Source organism: Lonepinella sp. MS14436, assembly GCF_042470565.1.
Taxonomy (GTDB): Bacteria; Pseudomonadota; Gammaproteobacteria; order Enterobacterales; family Pasteurellaceae; genus Lonepinella.
Genome location: NZ_CP170385.1, coordinates 479,246 through 505,757 on the forward strand (window position 1 = coordinate 479,246; position 26,512 = coordinate 505,757).

Below are 26,512 nucleotides of genomic sequence, written 5' to 3' on the forward strand. Positions count from 1 at the left end.
TCACCGCACTTTCTTGTTTTAGGTGGAGATTTCAGCCACAAACCCTAATTCTTTTGAAATCAATAAGGCGGTTTTTCTAATTTCACTTAATAAAAAATCTACTCCCATTTGTCTAAGCCGATAGATGGATGTAGAAATCGACACCGCATATTCCACTTTATTAAAAGCATCGAAAACTGGACAAGCCACACAAACTACGCCTAGCTCATTTTCTTCCTTATCCATAGCAAATTGAATTTGTCGGATTTCCGCTAATTCCTGTTGCATTAAGTGTAAATCTGTAATGGTATTTTTGGTTAATTGCTGAATAGTATCTTGATGCGATTGCCAATAATTAACGACATAGCTTGTGTTATTTTCATAAGCTAAATAAAGTTTTCCCATGGCAGAACAATATAGCTGTAAATATTGCCCAATATATGCTCTTGTTTTTAACATACCTGTTGTCGGTTCGAGCTTATAGATCATAATGGCGTGGTCGTCTTCTCGTTTGGAAAAATTCACCGTTTCGCCAAGGGTTAAGTTAAGTTGTTCTAAATAAGGCGATGCCAAATTGATGATGTTAAAGGAAGAAAGCGTTTTCTGACCGAGATTAAGGCATTTAGTAGTTAAGCGATAACTGCCTTGAGTGTTGGTTTGTTTAATATAGCCCTCTGCTTGCAAACCTTGCAATAAACGGTGTACCGTGCTTTTATTCAGTTGCGATAATTCGGCTAATTTGGCTAATGGACAACCGTTAGGATAATCACTCAATAGATCCAATAGTTTTAGTCCACGAATAAGGCTTTGATTCCCTGTGTTTTTTTCTTCATTTATCATCATCATCTCCAACTTCCTGATGGCGTTTCATATTATGAAATATCTTTCTGAAAAAATGCGATCTAGTTCACATTTCTGAAATTTAAATAGTAACATATTGATTTATATTGTTTTTTATTTTTTGTATCAAATTGACTTTGCTACCTTATAAGTGTAATTTATGAAACGTGATTTTACAATTCGAAATTTAAAAAATTGAGGTGCTACATGAAAGTTTCTTATGAACAATTAAAAGCAGAATTTAAACGTGTCTTACTTTCTCGTAAAGTACGTGAAGATATTGCAGAAGAATGTGCAACAGTATTTGCTGACACAACGCAAGCGGGAGCCTACTCTCATGGGGTAAACCGTTTCCCACGTTTTATTCAACAACTCGAAAACGGCGATATTAAACCAGAAGCCGAGCCGACTAAAGAATTATCTTTAGGGGCGATTGAACAATGGGACGCTCATCAAGCCATTGGTAACTTAACAGCTAAGAAAATGATGGATCGAGCGATGGAATTAGCCGCAAAAAATGGTATCGGTGTAGTGGCATTACGTAATGCAAACCACTGGATGCGTGGCGGTGCTTATGGCTGGCAAGCAGCAGAAAAAGGCTATATCGGGGTGTGCTGGACTAACGCATTAGCGGTAATGCCACCTTGGGGTTCGAAAGAATGTCGTATCGGAACTAATCCGTTAATCGTGGCGGTGCCAACTAGCCCAATTACCATGGTGGATATGTCTTGTTCTATGTATTCTTACGGTATGTTAGAAGTGCATCGTTTACAAGGTCGCCAAACCTTTGTGGACGCAGGGTTTGATGATGATAATAATCCAACTCGTGATCCTGCCACTGTAGAGAAGAACCGCCGTCTAATGCCAATGGGTTTCTGGAAAGGATCAGGTTTGTCGATCGTGTTAGATATGATTGCAACACTGCTTTCTAATGGTGAATCTACCGCGGCGGTGACCGAAGATAAAGATGATGAATATTGCGTTTCCCAAGTGTTTATTGCGATTGAAGTGGATCGTCTGATTGATAGCAAAACCAAAGATGCAAAACTTAATCGTATTATGGATTATGTGCGTACCGCAGAGCCTGTCGATCCAAATCAACCTGTTCGTTTACCAGGTCACGAGTTCACTACGATTTTAGCCGATAATAAAGCTAATGGTATTCCAGTAGATGATACGGTTTGGGCAAAATTAAAATCGCTCTAATTTAGACCGCACTTTGGTTTTTTGTTCAAAGTGCGGTGGCTTTTTCGTGAATTTTACAACATTAAGGATACTATTATGTTTTTTGGTCATATTGCTAAAGTCGAGCCGAACCGTTATCCGAAAGCGATTCAACAAGCCTTGAATTATCTTAAACATACCGATTTTGATTCTCTTCCCGCTGGTCGCTATCCATTACAGGGCGACAGTTATGTACAAGTGTTAGATTTACAAACCCAGCCAAAATCAGCCTATCTGCCCGAAGTTCACCGTAAATATTTAGATGTGCAATATTGGCATAAAGGCAGCGAACGTATGGCGGTCGCACCTGATTTAGGCAATAACCCTGTGGCAGAAGAATATAGTGCGGAAAAAGATATTCTGTTTTATCAATCTATTCCAAATGAGCAAGAAATTCTGTGTCAAGCAGGCAATTTTGCGGTGTTCTTTCCAGAAGATGCTCACCGTGGTGCTTGTGCTGAAAATGAAACAGGGTTGATCCGTAAAATTGTGGTAAAAGTAGCAGTGAGTGAACTGTAGGAGGCAATAATGAAATCTTTTGCGTTATTGGTTGGAAAAGCGATTGAAGCTGTGGTGGTGTTAATTCTCACCGCAATGTCAATTCTCGTTTTTCTTAATGTGGTATTACGATACGGCTTTAATAGCAGTATCAACATCACTGAAGAAGTTTCCCGTTATATGTTTGTTTGGTTGGCTTTTTTAGGGGCAATTCTGGCTTTTAGTGAAAATCACCATGTGAGTGTGACAATTTTAACCCATAAATTATCAGAAAAAGGACGTAATTTATTGGGTATTGTGACAGACATCGCCATGCTATTTTGTTGCTATTTAATCGTAGAGGGCGGTTGGATACAGTTTCAACTAAATCTATCGAATTATGCTCCGATTTCAAGATTGCCACAAGGTATAACCTACCTTGCTGCGGTTGTTGCTGGTGCATTAATTGGTGTGTTAATTATTGCTCGTTTAGTGACTAGAATTGGACTCGTATTCAAAGGAGAAACCAAATGACCGTTGTAATTTTCCTTTCTGTTTTATTAGGTGCGATTCTACTCGGTATTCCAGTAGCCTTTTCCCTATTGATTTGTGGCATTGCGTTAATGGTGCATTTAGATTTGTTTGATGCCCAAATCTTAGCCCAACAAATTGTGAGCGGTGCCGATAGTTTCTCGTTAATGGCAATTCCATTCTTTATTCTGGCTGGTGAAATTATGAATGAGGGTGGTTTATCCAAACGCATTATTGATTTACCGATGAAGCTGGTGGGTCATAAACGAGGCGGTTTAGGTTTTGTAGCCATTATCGCCGCTATGATTATGGCAAGCCTATCAGGCTCTGCAGTGGCTGATACTGCCGCGGTGGCTGCCATGTTATTACCAATGATGAAAACCACGGGCTATCCAATGGATAAATCTGCTGGTTTAATTGGGACAGCGGGTATTATTGCCCCGATTATTCCACCAAGTATTCCATTTATCGTATTCGGTGTAGCCAGTGGGGTTTCCATTACCAAATTATTCTTAGCGGGGATTTTCCCCGGTGTGATGATGGGGATATTCTTAGGCTTATTGTGGTGGTGGCAAGCTAAACGCTTAAACTTAATGACCTTTTCCAAAGCCACTAAACAAGAACTTTGTATTTCCTTTAAGAATAGTGTTTGGGCATTGTTGTTACCAGTGATTATTATCGGCGGTTTCCGTTCAGGTATTTTCACCCCAACCGAAGCAGGGGCAGTAGCAGCATTCTATGCTTTAGTGATTTCCTTATTCGTGTATCGTGAGCTGAAAATCAAAGACCTTTATCGCATTATTTTAGCCGCAGGCAAAACCACCGCAGTGGTGATGTTCTTGGTAGCGGCTGCCAATGTAACAGGTTGGTTAATCACTGTGGCTGAATTACCACAAATGATGACCGAATTACTTGAGCCATTAATTGATAGCCCAACATTGTTGTTAATTGTGATTATGTTTGCGGTATTTATTATTGGTATGGTGATGGATTTAACTCCGACCGTATTAATTTTAACCCCAGTGTTAATGCCATTAGTGGAAGAAGCGGGTATCGATCCTGTGTATTTTGGTGTGTTGTTTATTCTGAATACGTCTATTGGTTTAATTACACCGCCAGTAGGTAATGTGTTAAATGTCATCACGGGTGTATCAAAACTGCCGTTTGACCGAGCAGCAAGAGGTATTATGCCTTATATGCTAATGATGATTGTAGTTTTATTCTTGTTTATTTTCTTCCCTTCACTGATTTTAGTGCCATTGGGTTGGATGCTGTAAAAACAATTCATTTTACTTAACTCTCAAATGGAGAAATCTTATGAAACTTTTTAATTTAAAAACCTTAGCTGCTTTTGTTGCTGCCACAACCATGTTGGTGGCAACTAATGCCAGTGCAGAAACGAGCTTGCGTTTCGGCTATGAAGCACCACGCACTGATAGCCAACATATTGCGGCGAAAAAATTTGATGAATTATTGAAAGAAAAAACCAAAGGGGAAATCAAATTAAAACTTTTCCCAGATAGTACCTTAGGTAACTCGCAAACCATGATTGCTGGCGTGCGTGGTGGTACCATTGATATTGAAATGTCTGGTTCACCGAACTTTACAGGGTTAGTGGAAAAACTTAATGTGATTGATATTCCATTTATTTTTAAAGATCGTACGCACGCATTCAAAGTATTAGACGGTGAAATCGGTCAAGGGTTATTAAAAGATCTTGAGGCACAAGGCATCAAAGGGTTAGCATTCTGGGACGTAGGTTTCCGTGCTTTCTCTAACTCAAAACACACGGTGACTAAACCTGAAGATATTAAAGGTCTGAAAGTACGCACTAACCAAAACCCAATGTACATTGAAGCCTTTACCTTGTTAGGCGGTAATCCAGTACCAATGCCATTAGCGGAACTTTATACGGCATTAGAAACCCGTGCTGTTGATGCTCAAGAACACCCAATCGGGATTTTCTGGTCAAATAAACTGTATGAAGTACAAAAATTCTTAAGCCTAACCAATCACGGTTATACCCCGTTAATTGTGGCGATGAATAAAGCGAAATTTGATGCACTCACACCAGAATTACAAACAGCGTTAATTGAAGCTGCCAAAGAAGCTGGACAATTCCAACGTGATTTGAACATTAAAAATGAAACTGAAATTGTGGCAAATTTACGTAAAGCTGGTGTTGAAGTGACTGAAGACATTGATCAAGCACCATTCAAAGCGGTAATTGAAGAAAAAGTACGTCAATCTTTCATCAATAAAAATGGTGATGAATTAATTAAAGCGATTGATGCCCTAGCTCAATAGCAAGCAAACAGAAGTGCGGTGAAAAAATTACAATTTTTTGTACCGCACTTCGCCGAATAAGTCCCAACTTGCTGTTAAACGGAGAATGTTATGAAACGATTTAATTTAAAAACCTTAAGTGCTTTTGTCGCCGCAGTGACGATGTTTACAGTGAGTCATGCGGTGGCTGAAACCAGTTTACGTTTTGGTTATGAAGCACCACGTAGCGACAGCCAGCATATTGCGGCGAAAAAATTTGATGAATTACTAAAAGAAAAAACCAAAGGGGAAATCAAATTAAAACTTTTCCCTGATAGTACGTTAGGCAATGCACAAGCCATGATTGCAGGTGTGCGTGGTGGTACCATTGACATTGAAATGTCCAGCTCATCTAACTTTACAGGATTAGAACCGAAGATCAATGTGATTGATATTCCGTTTATTTTTAAAGATCGTTCGCACGTTGTTAAAGTTTTAGATGGCGAAATTGGGCAAGGTTTATTAAAATCCCTTGAAACACAAGGTTTAAAAGGTTTAGCGTTTTGGGACGTAGGTTTTCGTGCATTTTCGAACTCAAAACACCCAGTCACCAAGCCTGACGATATTAAAGGATTGAAAGTACGCACTAACCAAAATCCAATGTATATTGAAACCTTTAGTTTGTTAGGTGGTAATCCCGTCCCAATGCCACTCGCGGAACTTTATACTGCCTTGGAAACCCGTGCTGTTGATGCACAAGAACACCCTGTCGGGATTTTCTGGTCATCAAAATTATTTGAGGTGCAAAAATATTTAAGTTTAACCAACCATGGTTATACCCCATTAATTGTGGTGATGAACAAAGCCAAATTTGATTCGCTTTCACCTGAATTACAAGCTGATTTATTGGAAGCTGCTAAAGAAGCAGGACAATTCCAACGTGATCTTAATGTGAAAAACGAAAAAGAAATCGTGGAAAATTTACGTAAAGCAGGGATTGAAGTCACTGAAACCATCAATCAAGCCCCATTCAAAGCCGTGATCGAAGAAAAAGTACGTAAATCCTTTATCGACAAAAATGGCGATGATTTGATTAAAGCGATTGATGCGTTAGCAAAATAACGATGCGTATCGCCCTTTTCGCTCCCCTTGCTTGTGGGGGGAGCTGTCCAAAGGACTGAGGGGGCGTTCAAACCCAAGATAACGAGAACAATAATATGAATTACTACTTAGGCATAGACTGTGGTGGCACCTTTGTTAAAGCCGCCTTATTTGACCAAACAGGCAAACTTTACGGCATTCAGCGTGAAAACGTTTCTGTGATCAGCGAGCAAGCAGGTTACGCTGAACGAGATATGCAGCAATTATGGCAAGTCTGTGCCAAGGTAGTACGTCAAACCATTCAACAAAGTGGCGTAGAATCGAGCCAGATTAAAGGCGTTGGCATTTCTGCACAGGGCAAAGGGGCGTTTTTGTTAGATAAACAAAAGCAACCTTTGGGGCGTGCCATTCTTTCCTCTGATCAACGTTCTCTTGAAATTGTCAAACAATGGCAAGCAGACGGTATTCCACAAAAACTCTATCCAATCACTCGCCAAACCTTATGGACAGGACACCCTGTGTCGATTTTGCGTTGGGTGAAAGAACATCAACCAGAGCGTTATGCTAATATCGGGGCGGTATTAATGTCCCATGACTATTTGCGATTCTGTTTAACGGGGCAACTACACTGTGAAGAATCCAATATTTCCGAATCCAATTTGTATAATATGCAAGTGGGCGAATATGATATTGAACTAGCAAGATTACTGGGAATTGGAGAAATTTTCTCTCAATTACCACCGATTATTAAATCTAACCAAATTGCAGGCTATGTTACCCAACAAGCTGCTGAATTGTCAGGTTTAGCCGTAGGGACTCCCGTGGTTGGTGGATTATTTGATGTGGTTTCCACCGCACTTTGTGCCAAATTAGATGATGAAACGAAACTTAATGCGGTGTTAGGTACTTGGTCAGTGGTGAGTGGTATTACCGCTGAAATTGATGATAAACAAACGATACCTTTCGTGTATGGACGCTATGCTACACCGAACCAATTTATTGTGCATGAAGCCAGTCCAACTTCGTCAGGCAATTTAGAATGGTTTGTAAAACAGTTTGGTAATGTGGATTATGCGGAAATTAATCAAGGCATCAGCCAATTACCGCCTGCCACTAGCTCGGTGTTATTCGTGCCGTTTCTCTATGGTTCAAATGCAGGTTTAGGTATGCAAGCTGGTTTTTACGGTATGCAAGCACATCATACTCAAATGCACTTATTGCAAGCAGTGTATGAAGGGGTGTTGTTCAGCCTGATGTATCACTTAGAACGTATGTTGCAACGTTTTCCACAAGCCGATGTATTAAGAGTGACGGGTGGACCGACAAAATCGGCAGTATGGATGCAAATGTTAGCGGATCTCACCGCTATGCGATTAGAAGTGCCAAATGTAGAAGAAACAGGTTGTTTAGGGGCTGCATTAATGGCAATGCAAGCCGATGGATTGACTGAACAGCCTGCGGTATTGCAAGCAGATATGCAAGTGTATCAACCTAATTCGCAATATTATGCCGCTTATCAGCAAAAATATCAGCGTTATCAGCAGTTTGTTAGTGCGTTGAAAGGGTTGCTATAAATATCAAATCTTGCAGAAATCACCGTGCTTTATGATTGAAAAGTGCGGTGATTTTTTTTAAATTTTTATTTATCCAAAATTTTTTGTTTACATTAAAATAATCTGCTATATAATTTCGGTTCGAAACTTATTTTGACAAAAGATCTAATGAAACGAAATATGAACCAGCGAAACACTCAACAACGTCGTCAACATATTATGCAGCTGTTGCAACAACAGGGCGAAGTTAGTGTTGAGCAGTTAGTGCAATTCTTTGAAATCTCCGAAGTGACTATTCGTAAAGATCTCACCGCTTTAGAAAGCAACGGTTTTTTACTTCGCCGTTATGGCGGAGCAATTTTAATGCCGAAAGACATTTTGGAGCAAGATGAATTGTTTTCACAACAAAAGTTAGCCATTGCTAAAATGGCAGCGGAACGGATTCGCGAGCATAATCGAATTATTGTGGATAGTGGTAGCACCACGGCAGCGTTAATTAAACAGTTGGATGGTAAACAAGACTTGGTAGTGATGACCAATTCCCTTTCAGTGGCAACAGAATTACGTTCGTTAGAGAATGAACCCACTTTATTAATGACAGGGGGGACTTGGGATCCTCATTCCGAGTCTTTTCAAGGTAAGGTCGCCGAGCAAGTGTTACGTTCCTACGATTTTGATCAACTATTTATCGGAGCGGACGGCATTGATTTAGAACGTGGTACGACCACGTTTAATGAATTAATCGGGTTAAGTCAGGTGATGGCGGAGGTTAGTCGTGAAGTAATTGTAATGGTGGAAAGCCAAAAAATCGGCAGACGGATGCCGAATTTAGAATTAACTTGGGATCAAATAGATGTGTTGATAACCGATAACCAAATATCAGCACAGGATAAACAATTTATTCAGGATTTAGGCGTACAACTGGTTGTCGCCGAACAAAATTTTTAATTTATAAGGAAAACAAACTATGTGTGGAATTGTAGGTGCAGTAGCACAACGTGATGTGGCAGAAATCTTAATTGATGGTTTACACCGTTTAGAATATCGTGGTTACGACTCAGCAGGTGTCGCGGTATTAGGTGAAGACAAAAAAATGCAGATTGTTCGCCGTGTTGGCAAAGTAAAATCCCTTGAAGATGCAGTAAATGCCAAACCATTATTAGGGGGGACTGGCATTGCACATACACGTTGGGCAACCCATGGGGAACCATCCGAAATTAATGCTCACCCACACCGTTCAGGTCATATTGCGGTGGTGCATAATGGAATCATTGAAAATTATCAAGAATTAAAAGCACAATTACAGCAACATGGTTATGTGTTCCAATCACAAACTGATACCGAAGTTATTGCACATTTAGTGGAATGGGAATTTCGTCGTGCTAAAACCTTATTAGAAGCCGTCCAAAAGGCTGTCGTGCAGTTACGTGGTGCTTATGGCACAGTGGTAATGAATGAACAAGATCCTGAGCGTTTAATCGTGGCTCGTTCTGGTTCACCGTTGGTCATTGGTTATGGCGTAGGGGAAAATTTCTTAGCCTCCGATCCGCTGGCATTGTTAAGTGTTACCCATCGTTTTGCTTATTTAGAAGAGGGCGATGTCGCTGAAATTACACGCCGTCATGTGTCGATTTTTAATCGTGCTGGTGAACCTGTAGAACGTGAAATTCACGAGGGTAATTTTGAAGCTGATGCGGCGGATAAAGGGCAATATCGTCACTATATGCAAAAAGAAATTTTTGAACAACCCGTGGCTATTATTAACACCTTAGATGGTCGTATTAAAGACGGCAAAGTGGATATTCAGTCTATTGCCCCAAATGCAGCAGAGATTTTATCTAAAGTACAACACGTGCAAATTGTCGCTTGTGGAACCTCTTACAATGCGGGTATGGTAGCTCGTTACTGGTTTGAGTCCATTGCTGGGGTAGGTTGTGATGTGGAAATTGCATCAGAATTTCGTTACCGTAAATTCGTGACTCGTCCGAATAGCTTATTAATTACCTTGTCGCAATCTGGTGAAACCGCAGATACTTTAGCTGCATTACGTTTAGCCAAAGAATCGGGTTATATGGCAGCCATGACGATTTGTAACGTGGCAAGCTCGTCTTTAGTGCGTGAATCGGATTTTGCTTTTATGACTAAAGCTGGTGTAGAAATTGGTGTTGCCTCCACCAAAGCGTTTACTACGCAATTAACCTGTTTATTATTGTTGAACGTAGCACTTGGTCGTTTAAACGGTCATGTTAGCGAAGAGCAAGAACACCACATTGTACAGGCTTTACAACGTTTGCCTGCTCAAATTGAAAGTGCGTTGGTGTTTGATAAACAAATTGAAAAATTATCCGAAGATTTTGCTGAAAAACACCATACTTTATTCTTAGGTCGTGGCGAATATTATCCTATTGCCATGGAATCAGCCTTGAAATTAAAAGAAATTTCTTATATTCATGCGGAAGCCTATGCGGCAGGTGAATTAAAGCATGGTCCACTTGCTTTAATTGATAGCGAAATGCCAGTGGTAGTGGTTGCCCCTGAAAATGATTTATTGGAGAAAGTGAAATCTAATATTGAAGAAGTGCGTGCCAGAGGTGGTCAGCTTTATGTGTTTGCTGATCATGATGCAGGTTTTGAAGAATCCACAGGTTTTAAAACCATTGTATTACCAAAAGTAGATGAAATTACTGCTCCAATTTTCTACACAGTACCGTTGCAATTATTGTCTTATCATATTGCGATTATTAAAGGCACCGACGTGGATCAACCGAGAAACCTCGCAAAAGCAGTGACAGTGGAATAAAATCTATTCAAAAGATAAAACTAAGGTGCGTGTTTACGCACCTTAGTTGTTTGCTACTCAATATTTAATTCCAATCCAATCTCAATCAAATATCGTTGTTCTAATTTCAAATCTTGTTGAACTAATGGATTGCGATCAAGATAATTCGGCTCAAATGCTAGTTGCCATAAAGTGCGGTGCGTTTTTAACGCAATTTGCTTGGTGTGTTCTGTCGCTTGACGAGAACGATTCAGCAAAATGGCTAAACGTAATAGACGAATTAACGCCAGAATGTCTTGTGGTGTGTAGCGAGAAAATTGCGTAATATCGTTCAAACTAAAGCCGTTTAATTGTAACCGTACCAAGGTTGATAACAAACGTTGCTGTTCCTTATCAAAGCCAGGTAATTCCATATTGGATAGAATATATGCCGAATGTTTCTGCATATTTTTATGGTTAATCACAATACCCACTTCATGCAATAAGGCTGACCAAAGTAAGATTTCTTGCATTTCTTCGGCAAATTCACTGGCTTGCCATTCGTGGAATTGTTGAGATAATTGCACAGCGGTTTTGCTAACTCGTTCCGCTTGAATACGATCAATATTAAACTGTTCCGCTAAGGCTTCAGCCGTACGTTGACGGATATTTTTCACTTGAAAATTTTTATCTAAGCTGTACATCACGCCCTCACGCAATGCCCCGTCAGAATAACGCATTTGTTCAATTTGATAAGTGTCGAATACCGCACTCAAAATAGCTAACCCTGGTACAAAAACATCTGCTCGTTCTTCGTTTAAGCCTGCCAGTTTTAAATTATCAAAATGTGTGGCTTTTAGTGTACGTTCAATCAGAAAATCTAGTCGACCCGCAGTGATAATCCCGTCTGGATCGAGCGTGGCGGTGATCACCTGATGAACAGTTTTAATCGTGCCTGATGAACCCAATACATATTGCCAGCCCAACTGACGATAGGGTGTTGCCAGATCAGCAATCCGACTTAAGGCGGTTAATCGAGCCTGTTCAAAATTTTCTTGGTTAATTTCACCGTTTGGGAAAAATTGTTTGGCGAAACTCACACAGCCCATATTTCGACTTTCTGCCAAAATCGGATCAAAGTCTTCACCAATAATCATTTCGGTTGAACCACCGCCAATATCAATCACCAGCTTGCGACCGCTTTCGGGTTGGGTATGTGATACGCCAGCGTAAATCATTTTGGCTTCGCTTTGCCCTGAAATAATATTAATTGGATAAGGAAACACCATACTTGCTTGGCGTAAAAATTCTGCATTATTCACCGCACTTCGTAGCGTATAAGTGCCAACCACATTCACATTTTCAGCAGGAAAGCCTTGCAAACGTTCAGCAAACAAGGCTAAACAATTTACCCCACGAGTAATAGCGTCCTGATCCAATACACCGTTTTCATCTAATCCTTTTGCCAACTGCACTTTTTGCTTTAAGCGAGATAAAATCTGGATCGAACCGTTGACAATACGTGCCACAATCATGTGAAAACTGTTTGATCCCAAGTCAATAGCAGCAATTTCCTTGACTTGATGTTGCTCGCCTTTGGAAAGTGCGGTGGCTTTGGTAATTAAATTAATATTATTCATACAACCATCATAAAAAAGTTAAAATTCAAATTCATACAACACATCAAAGGCTTGATTTACCCCAGATACTGATTGCAAGAAAAATCGTGGAAATAAACGATAACGCAAGGTTACTTCGGCTAAACCGTCAAATAATCCCACGCCGTATTTAATTTTTAAACGTGGCGTAATACTACCACTTACCACCACTTTTGAGCTATCGCCTACGCCTGATGTACCCAAATTTAAGTCTTGAATACCAAAGGTTTCACCGATACCACCGACTAGTTTACCACTTTTTGCTAATCCCATGCCGAGTAGAGCAGCCCCCACAGAACCGCTTGAACCAGATTCACCACTATTTTCTAATGAGCGACCCGTCAAAATATAAGATAACGCTTGATCCTGTGGCATACTTGGATCGGAGAAAACATCTACAGTTGGTGAGTCTGCCACACCTGTTACCTTAATCCCCGCAATCACTTTACTATCTTCCATGGCTTCTGGATTGCGAATGGCTTCAATGTTTAACAGGGGTTGAGAGGGTAATCCAGAGAAACTAATTTGCCCTTTACGAATTAACAAATCCTGACCAAAGGAAGAATAACGTCCTTTTTTTAAATCGATTTGTCCGTATAAACCTAATGTTCCTTTCTCTTGTTTAACGGATAATTTTCCTTCTAAATTACTTTCTAAACCATAGGCTTGCAGATTCACATCTTTGCCAATATTAATCATCAAATCAGAGCTAATTAACATGCCAGATTCGGTAGTGCTTGCCATTTGTTTGGTGGCAAAAATATTCTGATTTTTCACCGCACTTTGGGGATCCAGAATCACTTCATCGCTACTGACGGTCACGGCACTTTCAGGTAAACTTTCCACTGCAATTCTCGCCCAAGGAATATCAATATTACCACTTAATGCCAATAATTTTGGCGTAACTTTCACGGTTACATTCGGGCTTATTTGTAGTTTCGCCATAGACGGAATATTCAGTGAAAATTTATCCGCTTGAGCATTCATTCGAGCGTTCCACTGCTCAATATTTTTCCAATCTGCATCCCCCTCTAGCACTAAACGACTGTCCGTGGTTTGCACATCGCCTTGCAAGGTGGAACGATTACCATAGAAATTTAATGCTACTGTACCACCAGCAACTTCCACTGGCGAGGCTTTTAATTTGGCTTTTACCTGATTGATATTAAACGAACCATTTAACAGTGGGGCATTTAAATCACCAGCAAAGGTCAAGTGTGATGCCACCATACCTGAAATTTGCTCACCGTTGGATAATAACTGATTCATGATATTTAAGTTGACACCATCAATATTCAATGCTCCCGATAATTTACGTGCATTGATAATATCATTGATTTTTACGTCAGCATTAATACGACCATTATTTTGAATCTGAATATCTGACTGCACCACCAAATTATTATTGTCTAACTGCGTATTGACTGCCAATTTTGGAATAGCGAGTTTAAACGTGCGGTAGTCAATTTTTTTGGCTACATTCACACCGTCACCGTCTAGCTGTAAATCTAGTTTTAACGGTTTATTTTCATTCCATGCCACGGTACCATTACTGCGTAAAGTGCCTTGTAATAAACCATCTTGCTCGGCTAGTTTATTCACTAGAGCTAAATTTAACCGTTTCAACTCAAAGGGAATTTCACCATTTTTGCCAGCCTTAAAGGTTTGTGGAAAACATAAATCAATTTCCGTATGTTTCCAACAATGGCTGGAAATGGTGGCAAGGGTTTGTTTGTTATCAAACGCCACATCAATATTTTGGCTATTTATCACTTTTCCAATCGGAGAATTAATCTCCACTTGGCTTAAAGTACCTTTCCACACTTGTGAACTGCGGTCAAAACTGCCCGATAAATTCAATCCCCCTGCCACAGGTTCACCACTGGAACGTAACTGTAACTGGTGCGATTTTTCATTACCAGATGCTGTGAGTTTGGCACTGGTTAATTTAATCTCGCCTTGATTTAATCCACTCAATTCTACATTCAAATTGCCTTGAATTTGTTGTTCTGTATTCACATTCCCTTTGGCTGTAACATTGGCGATTTTTAAGTCTTGGAATTGAATATTACTGCCGACTAAATCCACGTCTAAATTGGGTTCAGTGATATTGCCTTTAATATGTGCTTTGCCTAATAAAGATGCAGATAAATCAGGTAGCAAGCCTTTTAAATTGGGGGCGTTAATGTCTAAAGCAAAATCTGATTGTTCGCTTAATTTGCCTTTTGCCACAATATGATTTACACCATAATCTAAGCTAATTTGTGATGTATTAAGCAATATTTTATGGTCAGATGTGAGGCTACCTTTTAGGCTTAATGGATTTTTCGACAAGCTACCTTGAATATCCAATTCAGGTACGGCAATCGCCCATTGATTTTCTTGCACTTGCCCAGAGTTGGATAATTTGCCCGACAATACCGCAGGGAAAGCCGATAAATATGCCCCTAAATTAATTTTATTCAACAGCGTATCGGCTTGCCATTTTACGCCGTTTTGCCAATTTAATTTTCCCACTAAACCCAGTGAACCATCTAACGCATTAACTTGCAATTTTTCAATATCCGTATGCGAAATGCCACCTTTAGCTTGCAAAGCTAAATCCGTATTTGGTGTCCCCATGCCTTTGGCTTTACCATTTAGGCTTACCTCATAATCGAGTAAATTACCCGTGATGTTTAAATCTACATTTTGCACCTTGAGAGGATCGTCCGTTTTATTAAAAGGGTAACTAAATTCAGACACGGCAAGGGTTAAATTAAGGGGTGTTTTTTCGTTATTGAGTTGTACATCACCAGTTAGTGTGGCATTGGCGACACCTTGTGTGGTTAATGAAAGTGCGGTGCTTTTTTTCAGATTTCCTGTAATGGCAAGATCCAGCGTGGATTGTGGTAATAAAATCTCGTTACCTTGCTTGAACTGGTTTAAATCGGAATGTAGCGTTAAATTAATCGGCATATCCTGATCTAATTGCATATTCCCTTGAGCCTGAACATTCCCCATGGAACTGTTAATTTGCAAGGTTTGCAATGCGACTTGTGTTCCCGTGGCATCTGCTTGAACTTGTACATTTGGCACATCAACTTGTTGCACCAGTTTACCATCGGTAACTTGTTGATATTGCCAGTTTTTACCTGAAATATCTGGTATGTGTATATCAAATGGTAAGACAATTTCGGTAACGTTAGCTAATAATGCTGGCGTTAAACTTTGTTCAATTTGTTGCCAGTTTACTGGCTCGCTAGTTTGTTGTGCTGGTTTAAGCTCGTCTTTTGGTTCGCTTGAACTAGTTAGAATATAGGTGAGATCATTAAGTTGTGTTGGTTCAAGGGTTAATCCATTTTCATTATTTAAAAACACCGCAGTTTGGAATTTTCCTAAATGTAGCTGATTATTATCAATACCTAACGCCAGATTATCTACTGCTACATTTTTGACCGCAATAGAAACAGGTAAGGTAATCCGCCGCATTTCACCATTTTCTTTTTCTTGTTCAGGTTCGGACGGTGGTAATTTGCTGGTATCCAGATGAATAACTGGCTGTTGCAAATGTAAATTTTCAATACAAATATCCGCTTTCAGTAAACAACCAAAATCGAATTGCAATTCCGCCTGAGCGACATTGGTTTGTACACCATCAGATTGAAACTGCACATCTTTCAGTAACAAACCATTTTGTAATTTGCCTTGTACTGCACCAATAGTTAAGCCATCCACATATTTTTCTGCTAATCCGACAGCCCATTGCGTGCCAGATTCTGTGCCTAAAATACTTGCTATGCCTACGCCAGCCAGTGCGGTAATGCCAGCTAACACACCTATTGCGACTAAACTGCGGTGTAAAATTTTGCTTTTTTTACCTTCTTTTTTACTGGCTTGTTGTGGTGTGTTTTGTTGAACTGGTTCTGTCATCACTAAATCTCCGCCCCTAATCCAATATAAAATTGAATATTTTTGCTGTCATCTTTATCTCGCACTGGGGTGGCAATATCAAACTTAACCGCTCCTACTGGTGATGCCCAGCGTACACCAACACCCACTCCGTAACGTAATTCTTCGGTACGATAAGAATTTGCAGCTAACCCTGCATCATAAAAAGTCGCCAGCCACCAGTTTGGATACACTTGATATTGATATTCTAGGGATCCGGTGGCTAAACGTGATGCCCCGATTAGTTTGCCATTGCGATCTTTAGGGGAAATTTTCTTATAACCATAACCTCGTACACTGCGATCGCCCCCTGCAAAGAAACGCATGGCTGGAGGCATTCGGTTCAAGTCATCGGTATGTAACCAACCCAGATCTAATCGTCCTACAAAACGGTGATTTTCGGCAAAGGTTTTAATCACTGCACCTGATGCTCGTAGGCTGATAAAATTCACATCCGACAGCCACATTTTTTGTCCCCAATCTGCGGTTAAACTGATGGAATGTGCCCAACTTGGAAATAGCCCTCCCTCCAAATATTTATGACTAATACTTGCGGTTGGATAAAGTAAAAAGGTTTTATCTTCTACATCTGCTTGGGTAAATTTATCATAACGAGTTCGAACACCCCATGAATATTGCCAACCACTAGGATGATCCCAATAACGTAATGCCCCAAAGGTAATGGCGGTAGATTTAGTATCGGTACTGCTGTCATCCTCGTTTTCAATGCCTGCACTAAATTGATAATATTGATATAACGGACTTCTCAAACGTGGCATTTTGTAAGACATCTCAATGGTCTGTTTCGGATCAGAAATATAGAAATTAGATGAAAAGCTATGTCCACGATCATTAATCCAAGGTTTTTTCCAGCCTAACTGCAAGCGAGGACCTACATCTGAAGAATAACCCAATCCCACTTCCATGGCATTTTTCTTTTTCGGATACATCAACACATCGAAATCAACGGTTTTATTTTCTTCGTTTAAGGTCGGTTTCATCATTACCGACTGAAACCAACCTGTTGATGTATAATCATTATTTGCTTGTAACACATCATTCAACAAATAGGGTTCGCCCTGTTGTAGGGTTAGCATATTGCGTAAATAATCTTCACGAATTTGTGAATTTTGGAAACGGAATTCACCGTAACGATAACGTTCACCGCTTTCAAATAATAAACGCCACCAAGCCTGATAGGTGGATGGCATCACTTCTAAACGATGAACCGAAAAATCTGCATCAAAGTAGCCCCGTTGAACGGCTAATTTTTGCACCGCACTTTTATAATCGTCATAGCTTTCGTGATTAACAATATCACCTTTTTTCGGCAGAGTCTTATTTAACGTCAAAAAGGCTTCATCTTTTGCCGCATCACCTTCGATATGCACGTCCGCTTGTTCGATCCGCACTGGCTTGCCCAATTCAACATTTGCGATCAGTTCTTTTCCATTCGGCTCTAAGGTGAATTTTAATTGGAAATCATAATAACCAAAAACTCGCAAACCTTTGTAGATAGCCGCACGAACTAATTCTTGATAACGCTCTGAACCGTCTGCTTCTTCCGCATCAATTTCATTAATATAGATTTGTGCATTCTCTTTTAATTTTTCATCTTGGATACCTTGCAAACGCACAGTTACTTTCGGTGTAACTGCTTGTGATTCAGTATTTTGTTGTGTATTTTCAGACGGATTTTCTGCTGTTGCTGTATTTTGCATAGCATTAGATGAATCACCTTGTTGTTCTGCCAAGGTAATTGCAGGGTAGCTCAATAAATAACTCAATATTAACAAAGACAGCAATTTCTTGCTAAATTTCATCTTACTCAACCTGTAAAAAATTATTTCTCTCAGTATGTTAGTTTACCGTTCAAGAAGATAGTTCGCAATTATTGAATAATATTTATTTGATATGGATAAGTTCCACGAAGCATTTTATTTTCTAGGTTTACGAAGATAAATATTAAAAGTAGGAAAAATCATTCTATTTCAATAGAATAATGCTTTCCTTAGGGTGCCTTTCTCTCTGACAACGAAAACAGCAAGAAATCTAGGTTATAATTGATTTAGCATAGAAAATTCTTCTGGAAGTGTTTGATCACAAAGAAATAAATCAAACTGACTAATATCCCCCACATAAGCCTGTTGCACTTTATTTATTTTTGAATGGTCAAAAATCAAAATAGATCGTTGGGTTTTTGCCATTGCTCTTTGTTTGGTTTTGGCTTCGTCCAGACTAAAACAAGTTATCCCTTGGTGCATATCTACGCCTGCTGCCGAAATAAAGGCTTTGTTCGTACAAATCGCATCTAGTTCGGTACTTAATTGAATCGGAGTAAGAAAAGAATTATGTCGTGAATAATGACCACCACACAAAATCACTTCGCAATTTGGCTTTTCTTGCAATATTAAAAAGGTATTGATTGAACAACAAAGTGCGGTGAATTTTAGTGAAGAAGGAATTTGAGAGGCAATAAAGGGAATTGTCGAGCCACAATCAAAAAATACGACATCATTTTCTTGTATTAATTCTGCCCCGAGTTTTCCCACTTGCATTTTTTCGGCAATATGTTTAGTTTCTTGCTCAAAAATCAAATAACCATTCTCATTGGATTTCTGTGGATCTTTCACAATATAACCACCGAGCAATACAACAGATGAGCCTGTACTGGAATTTAAATCACGGCGAATGGTCATTTCCGACACATTAAGAATATCCGCAGCATCTCGCAGATGGATTTTGTCCATTTGCTTGATCAAAAATTCTAACTTTTGAATACGTGATTGCTTTTTTTTATCCATAACAGATCCATTTATGGTAAGAGATTAATAATCCCCCTGATTATCTTGCAAACCGCTGATAATTGCAATCCCTGCACTTGCTCCAATTCGGCTAGCACCTGCTTTAATCATGGCTATCGCCGTTTCGGTATCACGTACTCCACCTGAAGCTTTCACGCCCAATTTTTCGCCCACGGTTTGACGCATCAACGCAATATCTTCCACCGTCGCCCCACCTTTGTTAAAGCCTGTGGATGTTTTCACAAAACCCACATCCAAATCACGGCAAATTTCACACGCCTTAACAATTTCATCTTTGCTTAACAAACAGGTTTCCAAAATCACTTTTAAGATTTTGCCGTTGCAAGCATTCAATACAGCTTGAATATCTGCTTGCACATCTTCCCATTTACCCGATTTAATCCAACCCACATTAATCACCATATCAATTTCTTCCGCCCCGGCAGCAATAGCTTGCTGTGCTTCAAAGGCTTTCACCGCCGACAAATTCGCTCCCAATGGAAAACCTACCACTGTGCAGATTTTCACATCAGAACCAGCCAACTGTTGTTTAGCCAACGGAATATAGCCCGAATTAATACACACCGAACAAAAATGATGTTCTAATGCTTCTTGGCAGAGTTGCACAATATCTTTTTCCGTTTTTTCAGCGGTTAACGCTGTGTGGTCGATAAATTTTGCTAATTCATTAGGTTGCATAATTAACTTCTCCTATAGTTGTTTTTTGTGATTATGTTAATTTTATTTTACCGTAAAAATCTTTTAATTCTGTGATCTTTGTCACAAAAATAACATTTTGTCTGACTTATACTATACAAAATTAATTTTGTTAGAATTATAACATTAAGCAATAAGGAGATAATTATGAATATTTTCACTGAAGCACCCGATCTTCCTGTCACTAAAACTAAAGAAGAAATTGATAAAAGTTACCGCTATTGGCGATTGCATTTAATGATAGTGAGCTATATTGGCTATGCAGTATTTTATTTCACTCGTAAGGGCTTTAACTTCGTAATGCCTGCAATGCTCACTGATCTTGGCTTGCAAAAAGCCGATATCGGCGTGATGGGAACGGCGTTTTATTTAACTTACGGTGTATCAAAATTCTTGTCTGGCGTATTAGGCGACCGTTCTAACCCTCGTTATTTTATGGGTATTGGCTTGATGGCAACGGGGATTGTCAATATTCTGTTTGGCATGAGTTCGTCCATTTTTATGTTTGTCACATTATGGATGATTAATGCTTTTTTCCAAGGTTGGGGCTGGCCACCTTGTTCTAAAATTCTTAACACGTGGTATTCTCGTAATGAACGGGGTTTATGGTGGGCAATTTGGAACACCTCGCATAATGTGGGTGGTGCGTTAATTCCTATTTTGGCTGGGGCAATTACGCTATCACTCGGATGGCGATACGGTATGATTATTCCTGGATCTATTGCTGTAGTGATTGGTTTTGGGCTTTGTTTCTTATTACGTGATCGCCCCGCCTCAATGGGCTTACCGACAGTTGGTGAATGGCGAAATGATGTGGCGGAGAAAGCTCACGAAAGTGAGGGCGTTGGACTCTCCACGTGGGAAATTTTAAAACAATATGTGTTCAAAAATAACATTATTTGGGCGTTGGCGATTTCTTATGGGCTTGTCTATATTATTCGTACTGGGATCAACGATTGGGGCAATTTATACTTAACCGAAACCCATGGCTACAATTTATTGCAAGCCAACTCTGTGATTGCTTTCTTTGAAGTGGGCGGCTTTTTAGGGGCATTGTTTGCTGGTTGGGGGTCAGATAAGTTCTTTAAAGGCAATCGCACTCAAATGAATATTATTTATGTAGTAGGCATTATTTCAGTGGCACTTGCTTTGTGGTTAGTACCAACAGATAGTTCAGTATTAATGTCTGCGTTATTCTTTTTAATGGGCTTCTTTATATTTGGTCCACAATTTTTGATTGCCATGGCTGCTGCGGAGAACTCACACAAATACGCATCAGGGGCATCCACAGGTTTTGTGAGTTTATTTGCTTACGTAGGTGCATCAATAGCAGGTTTGCCGTTATCGTTGATTATCGAAAAATTCAAATGGAATGGCTTTTTTGGTACACTCTTTATGATTTCACTTGCTTGTGTGGTGTTGTTGGTATTGGTTTATATATTGCAAAGACGGCGTAATGCTGTGAGAAATTAATACGATTTAATTATTCGGAAGTGCGGTGAAATTTACTGCACTTTTTGTGTATTTCTGTGATCTTGATTCCTAAAAATAGAATATACAGTATTTTACTGTTTAAATAACTATTATAATATGTTCTCGTAATAAGTAAGATAGGATTAGAAAAATGAGTAACATTAAATTATTTGAAAACAGTCAAATTCGTTCTATTTGGGATGCTGAAAAAGAAGAATGGTTTTTTAGTATCGTAGATGTTGTGCAGGCATTGACGGAAAGCCCCAATCCCCGCGATTATTGGTATCGTGTTAAAAAACGGATGTCTGATGAAGAAAAATCTGAGTTGTCGACATTTTGTCGACAACTGAAATTTAGAGCTTTAGATGGCAAGATGTATAAAACTGATGCCGCAGATATGACAGGTATTTTCCGCATTATTCAATCCATTCCTAGCCCTAAAGCAGAACCGTTAAAAATGTGGTTAGCCGAGGTGGGGAAAGAGAGAATTGATGAAATTATTGATCCAGAACTGACCATTGATCGAGCATTACAAACTTATCTGCAAAAAGGTTATTCGAGAGAATGGATTAATCAGCGTTTGCAAGCCATTCAGGTGCGTAAAGAATTAACTGATGCTTGGCAAGATCATGGCGTGAAAGCTGGGCGAGAATTTGCGATGCTCACTAACGAGATTACTCGGGCTTGGTCGGGTATGACAACGAGAGAATATAAGAATTTCAAAGGGTTAAACAAAGAAAATTTACGTGACAATATGTCAACCACAGAGCTTGTATTGAATATGTTAGCAGAAGCTGCCACCAAAGATATTACTCAAATAACCCACCCTGATGGTTTTGAAGAAAATAAAGCAGTTGCACAACGTGGTGGAAATGTTGCTAAGGTTGCTCGAGAAAGTTTGGAAAAAGAAACGGGAACACCAGTTATTACACAACAAAATTCCATTGATTTTGCTCAATTAATTGGCTATGTTTCGAGTGAAGCTAAGAAAAAATAGTCGTGTTTGTTACCAAGACACTATAATGCAGTGAGAAATTAATAATCACATAATAAAAAGGAGAACAATATGTCAGAAGTTTTTCATTTGGGCTTAACTAAAGCCATGTTAAAAGGGGCGAAAGTGGCGATTGTGCCAGGTGATCCTGCTCGTAGTGAGCGTATTGCTAAATTAATGGATAATCCTGAGTTTTTGGCTTCTACCCGAGAATTTACTTCTTGGTTGGGCTATGTCGGTGGACAACCTATTGTGGTTTGTTCCACAGGCATTGGTGGACCTTCGGTATCTATTTGTGTAGAAGAATTGGCTCAATTAGGCGTACGTACTTTTTTACGTATTGGCACGACAGGTGCAATTCAACCGCATATTAATGTGGGGGATTTACTGATTACTACAGGTGCGGTGCGTTTAGATGGAGCTAGTTGCCATTTTGCACCGTTGGAATATCCTGCTGTTGCTAATTTTGATTGTACCAATGCCCTTTTTGCTGCGGCAAAAAATCAAGGTGTGCAACCTTATGTTGGTATTACGGCATCATCTGATACGTTCTATCCTGGGCAAGAACGTTATGACACTTTTTCGGGTAAAATCTACCGTCATTTTCGTGGTTCACTCGAACAATGGCAGGAACTCAATGTGATGAATTTTGAAATGGAATCTGCCACATTGTTCACTATGTGTAGTGCGTTAGGGTTACGTGCAGGCATGATCGCTGGTGTGATTGTGAATCGTACTCAACAAGAAATTCCGAATGAAGCCACCATTCATAGCACTGAGCAAAAAGCTGTCGCAGTAGTGGTAGAAGCGGCTGGTAAAATGGCACAGGATTATGTTTAATAGGCTGATTGCCTAAGAGAAGAAGTGCGGTGGAAAATTTCAATATTTCCACCGCAGTTTGGAGCGTTATTTTAGGGATTCTTCTTTCTTCACTTCATCCCATAATATATCCATTTCTATCAGATTGCTTTGTTCGAAAGTTTTGTCTTGTTGCTGTAACTTATTTTCTACGGCACGAAAACGGCGTTCAAATTTGTGGTTGGCTTGGCGTAGGCTTTCTTCAGCATTGCATTTTAAATGACGGCTTAAATTGACCGTAGCAAATAATAAGTCCCCCATTTCTTCTTGGATTTTAGTTTGATCTAACTGTGGTTGATTTAGTTCTTGTTTAACTTCTTCCAGCTCTTCTTGTACCTTGTTAAGCACATCGTTAATATCCGTCCAATCAAAACCAACGTTAGCACATTTTTTCTGTAATTTTTCTGCTCGTAATAAGGCAGGGAAAGCATGGGGAATATGATCTAAAATAGACTGCGGTGCATTTTGGGGAACTTTTTCTTGGGCTTTCATCGCGTTCCAATTCGCAAGTGCTTCTTGTTCATTGTTAGCTGATTTATCCCCGAAAACATGGGGGTGACGGCGAATGATTTTATTTGCCACTTCATCAACCACATCATCAAAAGTAAATTTGCCATCTTCTTTCGCTAGTTGACTGAAAAAGACCACTTGTAATAACAGATCGCCTAGTTCTTCGCGTAGATTGGTGTCATCATTTTTTTCGATAGCATCCACGGTTTCGTAGGTTTCTTCAATTAAACAGGGAATCATTGAGCGGTAATTTTGTTTTAAATCCCACGGGCAACCACCGTTTGGATCTCTTAATTTAGCAATGAGTTTAGTAAAATCTTTTATTGAATATGCCATGGTGTCTTTCCTTGGTTAATTTTTCTAATCATCATAATAAAAAATCTATCTTTTTTCAAAAAAGATAAAAAAAGCACCGCAGTTACGGTGCCGATATTTAACTTTGTATTAGAAAGCATAACGCAAGTTTGCATAATAAGAACGACCACGTTCATTATAGGTACGAGCGGTTGTTGCATTACGATAAATGCGTTTATCTAAGAGATTATTTACACCTGCACGGAAGCTAAAATTATCGTTGAACTTGTAACCTACGTTAGCTCCCCAAATACCATAGCTACCTAACTGATATTGTTTAACAATACTTTCTCCCGTGGTATAAATGACTTGCATAAAGTTTTCAGGATTGACCACGGTTTTTTGTCTGCCGTAATGCGTATAGCTAGTATTAATATCCCATTGATCATTGATTTTCCAGTTTACCGTACTATTAATCGTGTATTTCGGTACGCTGGAAATTGGGTTGCCAGTATCTTTATTGACGTTTTTAATCATATAGGTGAAGTTGGTGCTAAGTGTCAATGTATCATTAAAGAATGGTAAGGTTAGGTTTCCTTCTACACCTTCAATTAAAGCACGTTTTGCATTTCCCCAACGATATACATTGGTTGCGGTATAGGTACGATAAACAGGAATACCATTTTCCGTGTTTTCAGTACGGATTTCACGCACATAACCGTTGGTTGGGGCATCAACCGTACCGACAAAATCACCATTGGACACGATTTTATTGCGGTAATCGTTATGGAAATAAGCAAGAGATAGCAATTTGCCATTATTGGTATATTCAAACCCAATTTCTTTATTCCAGCTGGTTTCAGGTTTGATATTCTCATTACCTAGGAAATAGCAAGCACGACCCCAGTCAAAACCACCCGCATTGCTGTTGGTGTATGGATTTGCTCTTGTCCCTGTTCCGCCTGTGGCATTCAGTGCATTCGGATTTGACCAAATATTCGCACTATCAATCGGACAACCATTACTTGCATTGACCAATAAATAATTCGGTGAAGATTGGTATAGGTTTGGTGCTTTATAGGCACGTGCAACCCCACCTTTTAATTTCCAATTCTCATTGATTTGATGAGAAAGGTTTAATGATGGACTCCAGTTTGAGCCTGAATTAGTGCTGTAATCAAAACGTACGGCAGGTGTCACAATAGTTTTATTATCGGATAATAAAATATTATCTTCTAAGAAAGCAGCATACTCATTTTGTGCCACTTTACCACTACGACTATTATTGTCTAACCATGGGATTACGCCATAAGTTGACATAATTTGAGTCATTGATGCTGAATCATCTAAAGCAGAACGAGATGCCTCAACCCCGAACGTGGCAGTATGTGCTGAACTGCCTATAGTAAACGGAATATATAATTCATTACTAAAACGATAATTTTTCAAAATACTCGATGACTTAGTTAAACCGTTATAAGCCCCTTCAGTGCTACCTAATAATCCTTCTGGATAACGATAGTTTTTGGTTTTATCAAAGGTGAAATAAGTACGGCTATCAAAAGCACCCCATTTACCTTCATGTGTGAGGCTATAACTTTGGCGGTAAAGGGTGGCAGTTTCCGCTCTGAGTAAGGCAAGATCATTACTGATAGCTTGAGTGCTGTTGACTAATACTGAACTATTTTGTGTATCACCGTTATAAATATTGCCTTGACGACTATATGATGAATCAAAGGTCAATTTTTGATTTGATGTAATATTCCACACTAATTGACCCGATACGTCTTTATTGGTTACGCCCTCACGTCCCGCATAAAGGGTATTTGATGTGGTTGCCGCACTGTTCGTCTGAGCCACTTCTCTGGCATTAATATTCATATCATCGGCATCTGTTCTGGCGGTATTACCATATAAACGAAAACCCAATACATCTTTAATTAATGGACCACTAAAATTAAAACCAAGGCGATTGGTGTAGCCTTCTTTGCTATCTTCGGGTTGTTCGGTATAAAAATCAAGACTACCGTGATATTCTTCGGTAGGGGATTTCGTTTTAATATTGACCACACCACCCATTGCACCTGAGCCGTAACGGGCAGCCGCTGGACCACGCAGCACTTCAATCGATTCAATGGCATCAGCAGGTACCCAGTTAGTATCACCACGTGTATTACGTGTGCCATTTCTGCCATAACGTTCAGCATTGCGAGATTTGACTGGTTTACCATCCACTAAAATGAGCGTATTTTCAGGTCCCATTGCACGAATATCAACTTGGCGTTTATTGCCACGCGCTCCACCTGGTGCATTGGTACTCAAGGTAACACCAGGTTGCTTGGCAATAATTTCGGAGAGATCATTTTCTACGGGATTTTGCTCAAGTTCCTTGTGATGAATGATTGAAACACCCAAAGATTGCTTAACTTGTTGTTCCGCCGTCACATTGATAGCGTCAAGTTCAGTTGTATTCTCGGCATAAGCTGTAGCAGATATGAGTGCTAAACTGACTACGCTGAGTTTAAATTTTTTCATTGGCTTTCCTT

20 protein-coding genes are annotated in these 26,512 nt (G+C 39.5%); 12 read left to right on the forward strand and 8 right to left on the reverse strand.

Annotation, left to right across the window (positions count from 1 at the left end):
* Positions 1 to 18: 18 nt before the first annotated feature.
* Positions 19 to 825 (reverse strand): IclR family transcriptional regulator, encoded by an 807-nt coding sequence (locus O1Q81_RS02370; protein ID WP_386689034.1) that lies wholly within the window; start codon positions 823 to 825, stop codon positions 19 to 21.
* Between the two features lie 201 nt (positions 826 to 1,026).
* Here O1Q81_RS02370 and yiaK point away from each other — a divergent pair, with 201 nt between their 5' ends.
* From yiaK to glmS, 9 genes are all read left to right on the forward strand, one after another.
* Positions 1,027 to 2,025, forward strand: a complete 999-nt coding sequence (gene yiaK / locus O1Q81_RS02375; RefSeq protein ID WP_386698042.1) for a 3-dehydro-L-gulonate 2-dehydrogenase — start codon at positions 1,027 to 1,029, stop codon at positions 2,023 to 2,025.
* Positions 2,026 to 2,100: 75 nt separating this feature from the next.
* Positions 2,101 to 2,562 carry a YhcH/YjgK/YiaL family protein gene (locus O1Q81_RS02380; RefSeq protein WP_386695521.1) on the forward strand — a complete coding sequence of 154 codons (462 nt, stop codon included), beginning with the start codon at positions 2,101 to 2,103 and terminating at the stop codon, positions 2,560 to 2,562.
* Between the two features lie 9 nt (positions 2,563 to 2,571).
* Positions 2,572 to 3,054 carry a TRAP transporter small permease gene (locus O1Q81_RS02385; protein WP_386689040.1) on the forward strand — a complete coding sequence of 161 codons (483 nt, stop codon included), beginning with the start codon at positions 2,572 to 2,574 and terminating at the stop codon, positions 3,052 to 3,054.
* Positions 3,051 to 4,328: a TRAP transporter large permease subunit gene (locus O1Q81_RS02390; RefSeq protein WP_386689042.1), complete on the forward strand. Its 1,278-nt coding sequence runs from the start codon at positions 3,051 to 3,053 to the stop codon at positions 4,326 to 4,328. The genes O1Q81_RS02385 and O1Q81_RS02390 overlap by 4 nt, the downstream gene beginning before the upstream one ends.
* 40 nt (positions 4,329 to 4,368) lie before the next feature.
* Positions 4,369 to 5,358 (forward strand): TRAP transporter substrate-binding protein, encoded by a 990-nt coding sequence (locus tag O1Q81_RS02395; protein WP_386698044.1) that lies wholly within the window; start codon positions 4,369 to 4,371, stop codon positions 5,356 to 5,358.
* Between the two features lie 90 nt (positions 5,359 to 5,448).
* Positions 5,449 to 6,438, forward strand: coding sequence for a TRAP transporter substrate-binding protein (locus O1Q81_RS02400; protein WP_386691670.1), 990 nt, complete (start codon positions 5,449 to 5,451; stop codon positions 6,436 to 6,438).
* 95 nt (positions 6,439 to 6,533) lie between these two features.
* Positions 6,534 to 7,991 carry an FGGY-family carbohydrate kinase gene (locus O1Q81_RS02405; protein ID WP_386698046.1) on the forward strand — a complete coding sequence of 486 codons (1,458 nt, stop codon included), beginning with the start codon at positions 6,534 to 6,536 and terminating at the stop codon, positions 7,989 to 7,991.
* 147 nt (positions 7,992 to 8,138) lie between these two features.
* Entirely contained in the window at positions 8,139 to 8,918 is a 780-nt protein-coding gene (locus O1Q81_RS02410) for a DeoR/GlpR family DNA-binding transcription regulator (RefSeq protein WP_386689050.1), read from the forward strand.
* Positions 8,919 to 8,937: 19 nt separating this feature from the next.
* Entirely contained in the window at positions 8,938 to 10,770 is a 1,833-nt protein-coding gene (glmS, locus tag O1Q81_RS02415) for a glutamine--fructose-6-phosphate transaminase (isomerizing) (protein ID WP_386698048.1), read from the forward strand.
* Positions 10,771 to 10,823: 53 nt separating this feature from the next.
* Here glmS and ppx read toward each other — a convergent pair whose 3' ends face one another.
* The 5 genes from ppx to deoC form a co-directional block, all read right to left on the reverse strand.
* The gene (ppx, locus tag O1Q81_RS02420) at positions 10,824 to 12,368 is read right to left on the reverse strand and encodes an exopolyphosphatase (RefSeq protein WP_386695531.1); all 1,545 of its coding nucleotides are present in this window, start codon (positions 12,366 to 12,368) and stop codon (positions 10,824 to 10,826) included.
* An 18-nt stretch (positions 12,369 to 12,386) separates the two neighbouring features.
* Positions 12,387 to 16,298 (reverse strand): translocation/assembly module TamB domain-containing protein, encoded by a 3,912-nt coding sequence (locus O1Q81_RS02425; RefSeq protein ID WP_386698050.1) that lies wholly within the window; start codon positions 16,296 to 16,298, stop codon positions 12,387 to 12,389.
* A 2-nt stretch (positions 16,299 to 16,300) separates the two neighbouring features.
* On the reverse strand, positions 16,301 to 18,139 hold the full coding sequence (locus tag O1Q81_RS02430; RefSeq protein WP_386698052.1) for an autotransporter assembly complex family protein: 1,839 nt from the start codon (positions 18,137 to 18,139) through the stop codon (positions 16,301 to 16,303).
* 234 nt (positions 18,140 to 18,373) lie between these two features.
* Positions 18,374 to 19,120: a DNA-binding transcriptional repressor DeoR gene (deoR, locus tag O1Q81_RS02435; RefSeq protein ID WP_386698054.1), complete on the reverse strand. Its 747-nt coding sequence runs from the start codon at positions 19,118 to 19,120 to the stop codon at positions 18,374 to 18,376.
* A 24-nt stretch (positions 19,121 to 19,144) separates the two neighbouring features.
* On the reverse strand, positions 19,145 to 19,819 hold the full coding sequence (deoC, locus tag O1Q81_RS02440; protein ID WP_386698055.1) for a deoxyribose-phosphate aldolase: 675 nt from the start codon (positions 19,817 to 19,819) through the stop codon (positions 19,145 to 19,147).
* Positions 19,820 to 19,984: 165 nt separating this feature from the next.
* Here deoC and uhpC point away from each other — a divergent pair, with 165 nt between their 5' ends.
* From uhpC to udp, 3 genes are all read left to right on the forward strand, one after another.
* The gene (gene uhpC, locus O1Q81_RS02445) at positions 19,985 to 21,310 is read left to right on the forward strand and encodes an MFS transporter family glucose-6-phosphate receptor UhpC (protein ID WP_386698057.1); all 1,326 of its coding nucleotides are present in this window, start codon (positions 19,985 to 19,987) and stop codon (positions 21,308 to 21,310) included.
* Positions 21,311 to 21,461: 151 nt separating this feature from the next.
* Entirely contained in the window at positions 21,462 to 22,307 is an 846-nt protein-coding gene (locus tag O1Q81_RS02450; RefSeq protein ID WP_386698059.1) for a Bro-N domain-containing protein, read from the forward strand.
* Between the two features lie 69 nt (positions 22,308 to 22,376).
* Positions 22,377 to 23,144: a uridine phosphorylase gene (udp, locus tag O1Q81_RS02455; RefSeq protein WP_386689066.1), complete on the forward strand. Its 768-nt coding sequence runs from the start codon at positions 22,377 to 22,379 to the stop codon at positions 23,142 to 23,144.
* 66 nt (positions 23,145 to 23,210) lie between these two features.
* Here the strand turns inward: udp and mazG are convergent, their stop codons facing one another.
* Together mazG and O1Q81_RS02465 are read right to left on the reverse strand one after the other, a co-directional pair.
* Positions 23,211 to 24,008, reverse strand: a complete 798-nt coding sequence (mazG, locus tag O1Q81_RS02460; protein ID WP_386689068.1) for a nucleoside triphosphate pyrophosphohydrolase — start codon at positions 24,006 to 24,008, stop codon at positions 23,211 to 23,213.
* A gap of 108 nt (positions 24,009 to 24,116) precedes the next feature.
* Positions 24,117 to 26,501 carry a FepA family TonB-dependent siderophore receptor gene (locus O1Q81_RS02465; protein ID WP_386689070.1) on the reverse strand — a complete coding sequence of 795 codons (2,385 nt, stop codon included), beginning with the start codon at positions 26,499 to 26,501 and terminating at the stop codon, positions 24,117 to 24,119.
* Between the last annotated feature and the right edge of the window lie 11 nt (positions 26,502 to 26,512).